The organism is Geodermatophilus sp. Leaf369, from assembly GCF_001424455.1.
In the GTDB taxonomy this organism is placed as follows: domain Bacteria; phylum Actinomycetota; class Actinomycetes; order Mycobacteriales; family Geodermatophilaceae; genus Klenkia.
Genome location: NZ_LMQA01000002.1, coordinates 490,752 through 505,023, shown reverse-complemented (window position 1 = coordinate 505,023; position 14,272 = coordinate 490,752). Strand labels below are relative to the sequence as shown.

The 14,272-nt window shown below is 71.1% G+C and carries 12 protein-coding genes; 7 read left to right on the top strand and 5 right to left on the bottom strand.

Annotation, left to right across the window (positions count from 1 at the left end; translation table 11 throughout):
- Window positions 1-60: 60 nt before the first annotated feature.
- Together ASG36_RS21555 and ASG36_RS11250 are read right to left on the bottom strand one after the other, a co-directional pair.
- Entirely contained in the window at window positions 61-1,818 is a 1,758-nt protein-coding gene (locus ASG36_RS21555; protein WP_082523022.1) for an ATP-dependent endonuclease, read from the bottom strand.
- A gap of 179 nt (window positions 1,819-1,997) precedes the next feature.
- Window positions 1,998-2,714 carry a FadR/GntR family transcriptional regulator gene (locus ASG36_RS11250; protein WP_200944438.1) on the bottom strand — a complete coding sequence of 239 codons (717 nt, stop codon included), beginning with the start codon at window positions 2,712-2,714 and terminating at the stop codon, window positions 1,998-2,000.
- Window positions 2,715-2,801: 87 nt separating this feature from the next.
- Here ASG36_RS11250 and wrbA point away from each other — a divergent pair, with 87 nt between their 5' ends.
- From wrbA to ASG36_RS11225, 5 genes are all read left to right on the top strand, one after another.
- On the top strand, window positions 2,802-3,416 hold the full coding sequence (wrbA, locus tag ASG36_RS11245; protein ID WP_082523021.1) for an NAD(P)H:quinone oxidoreductase: 615 nt from the start codon (window positions 2,802-2,804) through the stop codon (window positions 3,414-3,416).
- Window positions 3,413-4,033: an isochorismatase family protein gene (locus ASG36_RS11240; RefSeq protein WP_055763781.1), complete on the top strand. Its 621-nt coding sequence runs from the start codon at window positions 3,413-3,415 to the stop codon at window positions 4,031-4,033. Before wrbA ends, ASG36_RS11240 begins: the two co-directional genes overlap by 4 nt.
- A gap of 40 nt (window positions 4,034-4,073) precedes the next feature.
- On the top strand, window positions 4,074-5,453 hold the full coding sequence (locus ASG36_RS11235) for an MmgE/PrpD family protein (RefSeq protein ID WP_055763779.1): 1,380 nt from the start codon (window positions 4,074-4,076) through the stop codon (window positions 5,451-5,453).
- 58 nt (window positions 5,454-5,511) lie between these two features.
- Window positions 5,512-6,564, top strand: coding sequence for a pyrimidine utilization protein A (rutA, locus tag ASG36_RS11230; protein ID WP_055763777.1), 1,053 nt, complete (start codon window positions 5,512-5,514; stop codon window positions 6,562-6,564).
- 67 nt (window positions 6,565-6,631) lie between these two features.
- The gene (locus tag ASG36_RS11225; protein ID WP_055763775.1) at window positions 6,632-7,516 is read left to right on the top strand and encodes an oxaloacetate decarboxylase; all 885 of its coding nucleotides are present in this window, start codon (window positions 6,632-6,634) and stop codon (window positions 7,514-7,516) included.
- Between the two features lie 146 nt (window positions 7,517-7,662).
- Here ASG36_RS11225 and ASG36_RS11220 read toward each other — a convergent pair whose 3' ends face one another.
- Window positions 7,663-9,075 carry an MFS transporter gene (locus ASG36_RS11220; protein ID WP_055763773.1) on the bottom strand — a complete coding sequence of 471 codons (1,413 nt, stop codon included), beginning with the start codon at window positions 9,073-9,075 and terminating at the stop codon, window positions 7,663-7,665.
- A 43-nt stretch (window positions 9,076-9,118) separates the two neighbouring features.
- Here ASG36_RS11220 and ASG36_RS11215 point away from each other — a divergent pair, with 43 nt between their 5' ends.
- Both ASG36_RS11215 and ASG36_RS11210 read left to right on the top strand, forming a co-directional pair.
- Complete coding sequence (locus ASG36_RS11215; RefSeq protein WP_055763771.1) at window positions 9,119-9,685, top strand: TetR/AcrR family transcriptional regulator; 567 nt, start codon at window positions 9,119-9,121, stop codon at window positions 9,683-9,685.
- A complete protein-coding gene (locus tag ASG36_RS11210; RefSeq protein ID WP_082523020.1) occupies window positions 9,682-10,461 on the top strand; it encodes a thioesterase family protein in 780 nt (259 codons plus the stop codon). The genes ASG36_RS11215 and ASG36_RS11210 overlap by 4 nt, the downstream gene beginning before the upstream one ends.
- 124 nt (window positions 10,462-10,585) lie before the next feature.
- Here ASG36_RS11210 and ASG36_RS11205 read toward each other — a convergent pair whose 3' ends face one another.
- Both ASG36_RS11205 and ASG36_RS11200 read right to left on the bottom strand, forming a co-directional pair.
- Window positions 10,586-10,792, bottom strand: a complete 207-nt coding sequence (locus ASG36_RS11205; protein WP_055763768.1) for a hypothetical protein — start codon at window positions 10,790-10,792, stop codon at window positions 10,586-10,588.
- Between the two features lie 103 nt (window positions 10,793-10,895).
- A complete protein-coding gene (locus ASG36_RS11200; protein WP_055763766.1) occupies window positions 10,896-14,270 on the bottom strand; it encodes a pyruvate carboxylase in 3,375 nt (1,124 codons plus the stop codon).
- Window positions 14,271-14,272 lie beyond the last annotated feature (2 nt).

Sequence of the window (14,272 nt, the reverse complement as noted above, 5' to 3'; positions counted from 1 at the left end):
GCGTAGCATCCTGCGCGGGTCCGACCCGGGGCGGAGCGGCAGAGGCTGATCGGCAGCCGGTCATTGCCTTTGTGTCGCAGCGATGTACCCAGCTACAGCCTCAACAAATTGCTGCGAAGTATGGCTTGATTTGTAAACTGAGGTTTCAAATACCTCACGCAGCCACGATTGCTTATTTGCGTTGCTAATTTCTGGATGGAACCGCTCCAATTCACCAACAGGCACCAAGAAGAGGCCGACAGATTGACACGCTGCCAGTATGCGATCAAACGCCATAGTAGGGTTCCCGCTCGAGATGGCCGTACGACCATTCGCTTTCACGTGCTTCCAGCCCGACACCCTAGCGATGGCTTGTCGTATCGCGTTAGCTTGCGTATTCGAAACCGTTGATCCGGTCAGCGAGTCAAGGACTTGGATGATTTTAACCCTGGCAAGGGTTGCATCCGGTTCGATAGTTTTTTGATTCACGTGGGACGTCAAGACCGTCACATCTGACTCTATTTGTTGATAATCCCCGCCAAGAGCCTCAAGCGTCTCGCGAAATTTGGACGGGTCCGCCAATAGATCAATATCGGCAATTACAGCGGTCGGAACACGAGTCCCCGCCAGGGCTGTAACAGCCTTCGCGAACCTATCCTTACCCCCACACTGCGTAAACAGCAAGTCTGGGTGGCTCCTACCGTCCTCAATAGAGATTACATAACCGAGGACCGCCTCATAATATCGACAATCCGATTCCGACTCACAAAGAACGACACCCCGATAAAAAATGCCGGCTAGAATGTTCGAGAATCGGAGAAGAGGGTCTTCGTACAGTTTCCTGATGGCAGGGGGTGGGACCTGGGCAACAGCATTGGTCGTTCTTTCCGGCCGCGTTAGTCGGGCCACGGTGACGTCAGCGGCCAGGCCGGCGGACCCAACGACGCCCTGCAGAAAATCGTCACTGTGAGTAGCAACGATTACCTGGGATCCGGACTTGCTGAATTCGACAAAAAGTTCACCAAGAAGTCTGGCCTGGGGGGGATGCAAAAATGCTTCGGGCTCATCCACCAGGATTACATCATATTGCTGAGTTGCCAGCACCAGCAACATGCCAACAAAAGCTTGCACTCCATGCCCCTGATCAGCAGCCAAAGGTAAGGCCATAATTTGCCTCTGGTATTCGGTTTTCACGCCCAAAGGTGGTTCGGGAGCGGAAGGTCTACCCATGTGCAGGCCAATCTGATTTCCTCCATGGCGATTGACTGTGACAGGCTCGCCAAACGCTCTCACAGTCAGGTCGGCTATGCGATTTTCTAGGTCCCGATTCTCGTACATGAGTTGAAGCGGCGTGCTTCCTTGCGGATTGTTATACAGATCCGGAGGGGTGGTGTTGCCCAACTGCCCTAGGCGCCCCTCTGGAGCCAGATGGGAGATAAATACTTGCGCCAAGGACCCGACGGACCCAGCCTGCTGATTCAAAATATTAGATAGTTGCGACTGAAAAAGTGTGCCCCCCTGACGAGTCAGATAGCTTGGCTCATTAAAGCTCCCTTGCGGATACTGACCCGGTGGACGGACAGCATGGATCGCAGTTAGCCTTTTCTCAACTTCCTCCATTGTGGGCTTGATGACATCAAGGCTGGTGACGATGGGATTATGCTCCGGGGCGTTTCCGGGCTGCTCACCAAGTTTGCGCGATATATGGCTCAACAGTGCCGACTTGCCAACATTGTTTGGTCCAACAATTACCGAAAGGTTGTTCGACAGCGCGACAATTTGATTCTCGCTTGAGAGATTGACTCGCTCGATCCTAAGTGGCATAGCCGAGTCTCTCATTACGTGTGAGCGTATTCAAGCCTCGCTGAGCTCAGAACAGGGCTACTCACGACATTGGTGTCAGCTAGTGGAGCAAGACACACGCCCAACGGGATGACGACGATGGCGGTCAGACCTGAGAAGCCCGCCGCCGTTCAGTGTCTTCACATAACCTCACCCGCACCGCTGTCAGCACTCGGTCAGCCCCGACTCAGCCGGTCCATCTGCTCGTACGCGCCGGTCAGGTGGTCCAGGTGCCGCCGCATCGCAGTGGTGGCCCCGTCGGAGTCGCGCGCAGCCACCAGGTCGTGCAGCTCGGCGTGATCGTCAGCGACACACGCCCAGAACCCGTCTGGCGCGTGGTCCCGCCCGAAGCGCGTCCCCAGCACCCGGAACAGCGGCGCGGTGATCACCTCCAGCAGCGGGTTGCCCGTCGCGCGCAGCAGGACCAGGTGGAAGTCCTGGTTCGCCGAGTAGGTCTCCTCCCCCGAGGCCGATGAGGGGTCGAACTCCGCACGCCTCAGGTCCTCGAGGTGGGCATCCGTGCGGTGCAGCGCGGCCTCGCCGGCCGCGGGCACCTCGAGGATGTGCCGGGTGGCCATCAGCTGCGCCACGGTCACCCGCTCGGCCGCGGCCATCAGGGCGACGCCGGTCTCCAGGTGGGCACTGATGTGCCCGATCGTGGGCACGCTGACGAAACTCCCGCCGCTGACCCCGCGGGTGGTCTGGATCAGGTTCTGGCTGGCCAGCGAGCGCAGTGCCTCGCGGACCGTCGACCGGCCGACCCCGAAGTCCGCGGACAGCTCCTGCTCGGCGGGCAGCCGCGCGCCGGGGGCCAGGTCGCCCGACAGGATCCGGGCCCGGATCTGCTCGGCCAGCACGGCGTACGCGGGTCCCGCCGGCGCACCGCTGGTCACGGCGGCCAGTCTGCCAGCGGAGCGGTTCACACAGCGTTGACAGGCCAGGCGTTGACGACGGCAATCGTCTGACAGTTGGATGAGGCCGTGCCCGTCACCCCCCGCGTCGCCGTCGTCTTCTACTCCTCCACCGGCAACCTGGCCGCCATGGCGCAGGCCATCGGCAAGGGTGCGGAGGAGCAGGGCGCCGAGGTGCGGCTGCGCATCGTCCCCGAGCTCGCCCCGCCGGCCGCCATCGCGGCCAACCCGAAGTGGCAGGCCTTCGTCGACGCCGCGGAGCACGAGACCGCCACCCTCGACGACCTCGAGTGGGCCAACGGCCTGGCCCTGGGCAGCCCCACCCGCTTCGGCCTCCCCGCCGGCCAGCTCAAGGAGTTCCTCGACACCACCGGCGGCCTCTGGTTCCAGGGCAAGCTCGCCGACAAGGTGGGCACCGCCTTCACCAGCGCCTCCACCGGCCACGGCGGCCTCGAGTCGACGATCCTGGCGATGAACAACGTGCTCTACCACTGGGGCTCGCTCGTCCTGCCCCTCGGCTACGGCGAGCGGCACCTGATGAAGGAGTCGGGCAACCCCTACGGCGGCTCCTTCGTCTCCCGCTCGGGCGCGGCCCCCGACGACGTCGCCCTGGAGGCGTGCCGGCTCCAGGGGGTGCGCCTCGCGAACTTCGCCGGCTACGTCGCGAGCGGGCTGGCCGGGTGAGCCCGCCCGAGGCGGTGACCGTCGGCGTCGGCCGGCTGGACTCCACCGAGCGCCCCGGCCTGGTGATGGTCGACTGCCAGCGGCTGTTCACCCTCGGCGGCGACCCCGGGACGGCGCTCGGCGCGGCGGCCGAGACCTGCGGCGCCGTCGTCGCCGCGGCCCGGGAGGCCGCCGTCCCCGTCGTCTGGCTGCGGGTGGTCTTCGACGAGGGCGAGGACCTCGGCCCGGTGTGGACGGCGAAGGCCCCCGCGCTCACCCAGCTGCGCCCCGGCGCCGAGCTGGCCGAGTTCGACCCCCGCACCGGCTACCGGGACGGCGACACCGTCGTGACCAAGAAGCGCGCCTCCGGCTTCGTGCGCACCGACCTGGACGGCGTCCTGCGCGGCCTGGGCGTGCAGACCCTCGCCGTCGCCGGGTTCACCACCGCCGGCTGCGTGCGGGCCACCGTGGTCGACGCCGCCTCGCTCGACTACTCCCCCGTCGTCCTCGCCGACGCCATGGCCGACCGGTCGCAGCCCATCCACGACGCGGCCCTGGTCGACCTGGACGCCCGGTACGCCGACGTCGTGGCCGACGGGGTCGCCTGGTTCCACACGCTCAGGGGTTCCGCCGCGTAAACGTCTGACCTATGGTCGCCGTCACAGACAGGAGGGGTCGATGAGCACAGCAGCACTCGCCCGCCAGGTCGCCGACGCGGTCGTCTCGATCGGTCCGGACGACGTTCCCGACGAGGTCCTCGAGCGGGCCCGGCACCTGGTGCTCGACGCCGTCGGCCTCGCGTACGCCGCCACCGCGCACCGGTTCCCCTCCGTCGCCGCCGAGGCGCTGGAGTCCCTGGGCCGCGGCGACCACCCGGTGCTGGGCATGGAGACCCGCCTGTCACCGCGGGACGCCGCCGTCCTCAACGGCGTCCTGGTGCACGGCCTGGACTTCGACGACACCCACATCGGCGCGGTCACCCACGTCTCGGCGTCCGCACTGCCCGCCGCCCTGAGTGCCGCCGTCGCCGCCGACGCCACCACCCGCGACCTGCTGCTGGCCTACGTGCTCGGTGTCGAGGTCGCCGCCCGGGTGGGCCTGGCCGGCGCCGGGGCGTTCCACGACCTGGGCTTCCACCCCACCGCGCTGGCCGGCGCGTTCGGCGCCGCGGTGGCTGCCGGCAAGGTCGCCGGGCTCGATGCCGACCAGCTCGTCGCCGCGCAGGGCGTGGTCGGCTCGATGGCCGCCGGGCTGCTGGAGTTCCTCGAGGACGGCGCCTGGACCAAGCGGCTGCACCCCGGCTGGGCCGCGCAGAGCGGGCTCACCGCCGCCGCCTTCGCCAGGGCCGGCTGGACCGGGCCCGCCGCGGTCTACGAGGGCCGGTTCGGGCTGTTCGCCACCCACCTCAGCGGCCGGGACACCCACCCCGAGCTCGTCGCCGAGGGCCTGGGCACCCGCTGGGAGACCGCCGAGACAGCGGTCAAGCCCTACCCGGTCTGCCACTTCGCGCACGCCTTCGCCGACGCAGCGCTCTCCCTGCGCGAGCAGCACGGGCTCACCGCCGCCGACGTGGCCGGCATCCGCTGCGCCATCCACCCGGTGCCCGGCAAGGTCGTCTGCGAGCCGGCGGCCGCCAAGTGGGCCCCGCGCGACGAGTACGACGCCAAGTTCTCGCTGCCCTACATCGTGGCGACCACGCTGGCCCGTGGTCGGTTCACCCTGGCCGAGCTCGAGGAGTCGGCGCTGCGCGACCCCGAGGTGCTGGCGCTGACCCGGCTGGTCGACGTCGTCCCCGACCCCGACAGCGCCTTCCCCACCGCCTACTCCGGCTGGGTCGAGGTGACCACCACCGACGGCCGGGTGCTCACCCACCGCGAGCAGGTCAACCGCGGGCACGCCGACCGACCGCTACCCAACGCCGACGTCGTCCTCAAGTACCGCGAGTCGATGGCCCCGGTCGCCGACGAGGCGACCACCGAACGGGTGCTGGCCGCCGTCCTCGCCCTCGGGGACGACACCCCCGCCCGCACGTTCGCCGAGGCCTGCGCCGCCGGCTGACCCCCAGACCCCGGCAGCGACGCCGGCCCACCCCCACCTTCTAGCCCCAGGAGCAGGCATGGACTTCGGCGTCTTCATCCCGATCGGCAACAACGGCTGGCTCATCAGCGAGAACGCCCCGCAGTACAAGCCCTCCTTCGAGCTGAACAAGCGGATCGTGCAGGAGGCCGAGGCGCAGGACTTCGCCTTCGCGCTGTCGATGATCAAGCTGCGCGGGTTCGGGGGGAAGACCGAGTTCTGGGACCACAACCTGGAGTCCTTCACCCTCATGGCCGGCCTCGCCGCGGTCACGGAGAAGATCAAGCTCTACGCCTCGACCGCCGTCCTCACCCTGCCGCCGGCGCTCGTCGCCCGGATGGCCACCACCATCGACTCGATCGCGCCGGGCCGGTTCGGGGTCAACATCGTCTCGGGCTGGGCGTCGGGTGAGTACGCGCAGATGGGCCTGTGGCCCGGCGACGACTACTTCGGCTACCGCTACGACTACTCCACCGAGTACGTGAAGGTCATGCGCGACCTCTGGGAGACCGGCACCTGCGACCTGGACGGCCAGTACTTCCAGATGACCGACTGCAAGCTGTCGCCCCAGCCCAGCAGCCACATCGACGTCGTCTGCGCCGGGCAGAGCGAGCGCGGCATGCGGTTCTGCGCCGAGTACGGCGACTACAACTTCATCCTCTCCCCGGGCGTGAACACCCCCGAGACCTACCGCGAGCCCACCGAGAAGCTGGCCGCCGCGGCCGCCGCCACCGGCCGGGACGTCGGCTCCCTGCCGCTGTTCATGGCGATCATCGCCGACACCGACGAGGAGGCCCAAGCCAAGTGGAAGAGCTACCACGACGGCGCTGACCTGGCCGCTCTCGGCTACATGAGCGACGAGGGCGCCAAGGACACCACCGCCGACGAGGGCGGGACGGCGCGCACGATCAACCTCCCCGAGGGTGCGGTCAACTTCAACATGGCCACCCTGGTCGGCTCCCCCGAGACCGTCGCCCGGCAGATCGACGAGGTCGCCAAGATGCAGGGCGTCAAGGGGATGATGTTCACCTTCGACGACTTCGAGCAGGGCGTGAAGACCTTCGGCGAGAAGGTCAAGCCCCTGCTCGGCTGAGCCGCCGGCGGGGCTCCCGTCCCCCCGTGCGGGAGCCCCGTCGGCCCACTCCTCGGAAGGACCCCTCGTGACCTCGTTCGTCGCCCCCCGCCCCAACCCACGCGCCCGGCTGCGCGAGCTGCTCGCCGCCCCCGGTCCGCTGATCGCGCCCGGCGCCTACGACGCGTTGAGCGCCCGACTGGTCCAGCAGGCCGGTTTCGACGTGGTCTACATGACCGGCTTCGGGACGTCGGCCTCGCTGCTCGGGCGTCCGGACGTCGGCCTGCTCGGCGGGGCGGAGATGACCGACAACGCCCGCCGGATGGCCCAGGCGGTCGACGTCCCGCTCATCGCCGACGCCGACACCGGCTACGGCAACGCGCTCAACGTCGTCCGCACCGTGCGGGAGTACGAGCAGGCCGGCGTCGCCGGGCTGCAGCTGGAGGACCAGGTCTCGCCCAAGCGCTGCGGGCACATGACCGGCAAGGCCGTCGTGGACGTCGAGGAGGCGGTGTCGAAGGTCCGGGCCGCGGTCGCCGCCCGCACCGACCCCGACCTGGTGGTCATCGCCCGCACCGACGTCGCCCAGGTCGAGGGCACCCGCGCCGCGATCGACCGCGCGCTGCGGTTCGCCGACGCCGGTGCCGACGTGCTCTTCGTCGAGGCGCCGCGGACGGCCGAGGACGTCGAGCTGGTCGCCACCGAGCTCAAGGGCCACCACCTGCTGTTCAACTGGGTCGAGGGCGGGGCCACCGAGGGCCTGACCATGGACACCGTCGCCGAGCTGGGCTTCTCCCTGGTGCTCTTCCCGATCAGCACGCTGCTGGCCGCCACGCACGCCATGCAGGCCGCGCTGTCGACGCTGAAGCAGACGTCCTCGACCGCGGGCGCCCCGATGGGCGACTTCGACGGGTTCCTGCAGACCATCGGCCTGCCCGAGCTCCGCGCCGACGAGGCCCGCTTCGCGAGCTGAGTCAGGCGCCGCCGTCCCCCCGGCGTCGATCAGCTCCGACGACGAGTGTGCGTCCTCCTCTACAGGCGTCGGTGGCTGAGGATGCACAGTGGTCGTCGAACCTGATCAACGCCGGGGGCGGCGGCTGTCCAGTACGCCCCTCATCGTCACCGGTCCGCCCCCCGGGTCCGGTGGGACCTGCTGCGCCGGCCCAGCGTGGCACCGGTGAGCGCCGCTGCCGCGGCCAGGCCGATGCTCAGGAACCAGCCCCGGTCGGCGACGTCGACGTCCTGGACGGCGCCGAGCGGGACGACGGCCAGCAGCAGCGCCACCCCGAAGGTCGCCCCCAGCTGGCGGGCGGCGGTGAAGGTCGCCGTCCCGGTGGCGACCTGGGCCGGCGGCAGGGCCGTCGAGGCCGCCGTCGACAGGTTGGCGATGGACAGACCCACCCCGAGACCGGTGAGCAGCTGCCCGGGCAGGAACGCGACCAGGTAGTCGGGTTCGGCCTGCACCTGCCAGACCCACCACAGCGCCCCGAGGGCGAAGCTCAGCCCGCCGAGTGCGGCGGCGTTGCCGGGGCCGATCCGGCGGCCGAGCTTGCCGCCCGGGACGGCGCTGAGCGCGGCCAGCACCGGGCCGGGGGTCAGCGCCAGGCCGGCGACCACCACCGTCATGCCCCAGCCCTCGGTCAGCCAGAAGACGTTGTGCAGCAGCATCGCCCCGAACCCGGCGAAGAACAGCGCGGCCGCCAGCGAGGCCAGCGCGAACCCCGGGACCCGGAACAGCGCCAGGGCCAGCGCCGGCTCGCGGTCGCCCGACCGGGCGGACCGCAGCACGGCGAGGCCGAGGATCAGCAGGCCGCCCAGCAGCAGGAGCAGCGTGGTGGCGCTGCCCCAGCCCTCCTCCGGGGCCTCCACCAGGCCGTAGGAGAGCACGGCGACCCCGGCGACCAGCAGCAGCGTGCCGAGGACGTCGGTGCGCCGCCGCTCGCCCTCGTTGCGGGACTCGGTGATCGCGGACAGCCCGACCACCACGGCCAGCACGCCGACCGGCACGTTGACCAGGAACACCCAGCGCCAGCTCAGCTGGACCAGCAGCCCGCCCAGCGGCGGGCCCAGCGCCGCGGCCACCGCGCCGACCGCGGCCCAGATCGCGATGGCCGGCCCCCGGCGGGCCGGTGGGAACGCGGCGAGCAGCAGCGCCAGCGAGGTGCCGGTGACCATGGCGCCACCGACGCCCTGCAGCACCCGGAAGCCCACCAGCGGCCACACGCCCCAGGCCAGCGCGCACCCGATCGAGGCCACGGTGAACACGACCAGGCCGGCGAGGAACACCCGCTTGCGGCCGTACCGGTCGGCGAGCCGGCCCGCGGGGGCGAGCAGCGCGGCGAAGGTGATGGTGTAGCCGTTGAGCACCCAGGCCAGGGCGGACCCCGCGGACGGGTAGGCCGCCTGCAGCGACGGGAACGCGATGTTGACGATGAACAGGTCGAGCGAGGCGAGGAAGGTCGCCGCCGACACCACCGCCAGCAGCACCCGCAGCTGCCGGTCGGTCGGGGGGCGTTCCGTCGTGGTCTGCACAGGATAGAGTTAGCACACAATCTATCGATGTGGAGGATGCCTCGTGCCCAGGGCGTCACGGGAACAGCGAGCGGTCCACCACGACCGGATCATCACCGAAGCCGCGCGTCTGGTCCGCGAGCTCGGGCCTGACGGGGTCACGGTGCCCGGCGTGATGGCCGCCGCCGGGCTGACCCCCGGCGGCTTCTACAAGCACTTCGAGTCCAAGGACGACCTGCTCGTCCAGGCCGACGACGCCGCCATCCGCACGCGTGCCGACCGACTGGCCGCCCTGGTCGCCGACGACCCGGCCACCGCCCGCGAGCGGTTCCTGGACACCTACCTCTCCACGGCCCACCGGGACCACCCCGGTCGCGGCTGCCCGACGGCGGCGCTGGCTGTCGACGTCGCCCGACCGGGGGTGGCCGACGCCGTGCGCGACCGCTACGTCGACGGCGTGCGCGAGCTGGTGGGCACGCTCGCCACGCTCCGGGACGACGACGGACCCGCGGCCCTGGCCGACCTGGCCACCATGGTCGGCGCCGTGCTCCTCGCCCGCGCCACCAGCGGAGACGAGCTCTCCGAGGGGTTCCTGACCGCAGCCCGCGCACGGCTGGCGGACCCGTCCTGACCGGCCGCGCCGCCGGCGCCGGCGCCTGGACCTTCGACGACAGCTGGCGGGCCTTCGCCGGCCTCGAGGGCGGGCTGGTGCTCGGCGCGCTGGCCGAGGCCGCCCACCGGGTCGCCGCCGGGCACGCCCGCCCCGGGGCGTCGGTCGCGGTGCGCACCGTGCAGACCCACCACCTGCGCCCGGTGGACACCGGTGAGGCGTTCACCGCGCTGGCCCACCCGTGGCGCACCGGCGGCACCACGAGCCTGCACCTGACCGCCGAGCAGGGCGGCGAGACCCGGGTGGTCGGCCAGGCGCTGGTGGGCGCCACGCCGGGGCCACCGGACGAACACCCCGCCCGCCCCCTGCCCGACGGCCCCGACGAGGGCGAACCGCTGGTGCTGCCGGTGGACTTCGTGCCGGTCAGCCAGCACGTGGAAATCCGGGCCGTCGGACCGGGCCGCCCGCTGGCCGGGGGCTCCGACCCCCGCCTGGCCGCGTGGGTCCGCGTGCGCGAGGCGGCCGTCGTCCCCGACCCCCACGTGGCGCTGGGGCTGCTGGTCGACGTGCTGCCACCCAGCCTGTACGCCACGGCCACCGCGCCGGCGGTCATGCCGACGGTCGAGCTGACGCTGCACCTGCACGGCGCACCCCCGGCCGCCGGCGCCTGGCTGCGCATGGAGCAGTGGACCGACCTCGTCGACGGCTACGGGTGCGTCGACGAGGCGGTGCTGCACGACGAGGCCGGTCGTGTGGTCGCCCGCGCCCGGCAGACCCGGCGGATGACCCGCCGCTGACCAGCTCCCCGCCGCCGACCCTCCCCCCGCCCCGGCGTCGATCAGCTCCGACGACGAGTGTGCGTCCTCCTCCACCGGCGTCGGCGGCTGAGGATGCACGGTGGTCGTCGGAGCTGATCCACGCTCAGCGGCGGCGGCTGTCCAGCACCCCGCAGACGGTGAGGACGTCCAGGCGCAGCTGCTCGGGGCGGGCGCGGAGCCACGCGGGCTCGGTCCGGGAGAGGAAGCGGGTGACGACGCGGACGGCGAGGTCGTCCGCGCCGGGCACGGCGGCGCGCTGGAGCCGACCGAACACCGTGCCGAGGTGGTCGACGGGGACTGCTGCTGTCACGTGCTGACCTCCGAGCTGAGGGCTCCCACCGGTGGGGCGGGACCAGCGTGCGACATGCGGAACAGGATCGTCCCCAGCTGACCGGCGTGATCACCCGGACGGGTCAGCCCAGCACCACCAGCAGGTCACCACCCTCCACCTGCTGCACCGTGCTGATCGCCAGGCGCGCGACGGTGCCCGCCTGCGGGGCGGTGATGCCCGCCTCCATCTTCATCGCCTCGATCGTGGCCACGGTGTCCCCGGCAGCCACCTCGTCGCCTTCGGCCACCTGCAGGGTGACCACGCCGGCGAACGGCGCCGCGATCTCCCCGGGCTTCGCGCGGTCTGCCTTCTCCGCGGCCTTCACCGCCGAGTCCACCGACCGGTCGCGCACGCTCACCGGGCGCAGCTGGCCGTTCAGCGTGCACATCACGGTGCGCATGCCGCGCTCGTCGGCGTCGCTGACCGCCTCGATGCCGATCAGCAGTCGCACCCCGGGCTCCAGGTCGACGGCGTGCTCGACGCCGCGCCGCAGCCCGTAGAGGAACTCCTTGCTCGGCAGCACCGAGGTGTCGCCGTAGGTCTCCCGGTGGGTGTCGAACTCCGCGGTCGGGCCGGGGAACAGCAGCCGGTTCAGCGTGGGCCGGGGGGTGTCGCGCAGGCCGGCGAGGTCGTCGTCGGTCAGCTCGGCCGCCGGGGCCACCGCCCGCCGTCCCTCCAGGGCCTTCGAGCGGAACGGCTCGGGCCAGCCGCCGGGCGGGTCGCCCAGCTCGCCGCGCAGGAACCCGACCACCGAGTCCGGGACGTCGAACTTCCCCGGGTCCTCGGCGAACGCGGTGACGTCCACACCGGCACCCACGAGCTGCAGGGCCAGGTCACCGACCACCTTGGACGACGGGGTGACCTTCACCAGGTGGCCGAGCAGCCGGTCGGCTGCGGCGTAGGCGTCCTCGACCTCCTCGAACCGCTGGCCCAGGCCCAGCGCGATCGCCTGCTGCCGCAGGTTGGACAGCTGCCCGCCAGGGATCTCGTGCGTGTAGACCCGGCCCGTGGGCGAGGGCAGGCCCGACTCGAACGGCGCGTAGACCCGCCGGACGGCCTCCCAGTACGGCTCCAGGTCGTTGACCGCGGCCAGGTCCAGGCCCGTCGCGTACGGGGTGTGGTCGGTGGCGGCCACGATCGCGCTGAGCGGGGGCTGCGACGTGGTGCCGGCCATCGACGCGACGGCACCGTCGACGGCGTCCACGCCCGCCTGCCAGGCCGCCATCAGCGTGGCGAGCTGACCGCCGGCGGTGTCGTGGGTGTGCAGGTGCACCGGCAGGTCGAACCGCTCGCGCAGGGCCGTGACCAGCGTGGCGGCGGCCGGCGGGCGGAGCAGACCGGCCATGTCCTTGATCGCCAGCACGTGGGCACCGGCCCCGACGATCTGCTCGGCCAGCCGCAGGTAGTAGTCGAGTGTGTAGAGCTGCTCGGCCGGGTCGGACAGGTCGCCGGTGTAGCAGAGCGCCACCTCGGCCAGCGCCGTCCCGGTGTCGCGGACGGCCTGGATCGCCGGGCGCATCTGGGACACGTCGTTGAGCGCGTCGAACACCCGGAACACGTCGATGCCGGTGCGCGCGGCCTCGTGCACGAACGTCTCGGTCACCTGGGTCGGGTAGGGCGTGTAGCCCACGGTGTTGCGCCCGCGCAGCAGCATCTGCAGCGCGATGTTCGGCACCGCCTCGCGCAGCGCGGCCAGCCGCTCCCAGGGGTCCTCGTGCAGGAAGCGCAGCGCGACGTCGTAGGTCGCCCCGCCCCAGGCCTCCAGGCTGAGCAGCTGCGGCGTCGTCCGGGCGACGTGCGGGGCGACGGCCAGCAGGTCCTTGGTGCGCACCCGGGTGGCCAGCAGCGACTGGTGCGCGTCGCGGAAGGTGGTGTCGGTGACCGCCAGCGCCGTCTGTGCGCGCAGGTCGGCGGCGAACTGTTCCGGGCCGACGGCGAGCAGCCGCTGCCGGGAGCCCTCGGGCGGGGTGCCCACCAGCTCGACCTGCGGGAGCTTCTCGGTGGGGTCGACCAGGTGCGGGCGCTCGCCGTGCGGCTCGTTGACCGTGACGTCGGCGAGGTAGGCCAGCAGCCGGGTGCCGCGGTCGGCGGACTGCCGGGCGGTGAGCAGCTCGGGCCGCTCCTCGATGAACGACGTCGTCACCCGGCCGGCCCGGAAGTCGGGGTCGTCGAGCACGGCCTGCAGGAACGGGATGTTGGTGGAGACGCCGCGGATGCGGAACTCGGCGACCGCACGGCGGGCCCGGGCGACGGCGAGGTCGAAGTCCCGGCCGCGGCAGGTGAGCTTGACCAGCATCGAGTCGAAGTGCGCGCCGACCTCGGCACCCAGCGACGAGCCGCCGTCCAGCCGCACCCCGGCGCCCCCGGGCGAGCGGTAGGCGGTGATCCGCCCGGTGTCGGGGCGGAACCCGTTGGCCGGGTCCTCGGTGGTGATCCGGCACTGCAGCGCGGCCCCGCGCAGCACGACGGTGTCCTGGCTGAGCCCGAGGTCGGCCAGCGACTCCCCGGAGGCGATCCGCAGCTGGGACTGCACCAGGTCGACGTCGGTCACCTCCTCGGTGACCGTGTGCTCGACCTGGATGCGCGGGTTCATCTCGATGAACACGTGCTTGCCGCTCTCGTCGAGCAGGAACTCGACCGTGCCGGCGCAGGTGTAGTCGATGGCCTTGGCGAACGCGACGGCATCGGCGCACATCCGCTCGCGCAGCTCGGCCGGCAGGTTCGGCGCGGGGGCCAGCTCGATGACCTTCTGGTGGCGGCGCTGCACCGAGCAGTCGCGCTCGAACAGGTGGATCACGTTGCCCTGGGTGTCGGCCAGGATCTGCACCTCGATGTGCCGCGGGTTCACCACCGCCTGCTCGATGAACACCGTGGCGTCGCCGAACGCCGACTCCGCCTCGCGCATCGCGGCCTCGATGGAGCTGCGCAGCGCGCCCTGATCGTCGACCTTGCGCATCCCGCGCCCGCCACCGCCGGCGACCGCCTTCACGAACAGCGGGTAAGCCATGTCGGCGGCCTGCTCGAGCAGCGCGTCGACGTCGTCCGTGGGCTCGGTGGACCCCAGCACCGGCAGCCCGGCGGCCTTCGCGGCGGCGATCGCCCGGGCCTTGTTGCCGGTCAGCTCCAGCACCGCGGCGCTCGGCCCGACGAAGGTGATCCCGGCATCGGCGCAGGCCGCGGCCAGGTCGGGGTTCTCCGACAGGAAGCCGTACCCGGGGTAGACGGCGTCGGCCCCGGCCCGCTTCGCGGCTGCGACCACCCCGGCCACGTCGAGGTAGGCGCGCACCGGGTGCCCGGGCTCGCCGATCTCGTAGGACTCGTCGGCCTTGAGCCTGTGCACCGAGTTCCGGTCCTCGTGCGGGAACACCGCGACCGTGCCGGCGCCGAGCTCGTAGGCGGCGCGGAACGCCCGGACGGCGATCTCCCCGCGGTTGGCGACCAGGACCTTCTGGAACACGG

What these genes read in the sequence shown, in the direction of transcription:
- ASG36_RS21555 (WP_082523022.1), bottom strand. Translation starts at nt 1,818, where the DNA reads ATGAGAGACTCGGCTATGCCACTTAGGATCGAGCGAGTCAATCTCTCA.
- ASG36_RS11235 (WP_055763779.1), top strand. Translation starts at nt 4,074, where the DNA reads ATGAGCACAGCAGCACTCGCCCGCCAGGTCGCCGACGCGGTCGTCTCG.
- rutA (WP_055763777.1), top strand. Translation starts at nt 5,512, where the DNA reads ATGGACTTCGGCGTCTTCATCCCGATCGGCAACAACGGCTGGCTCATC.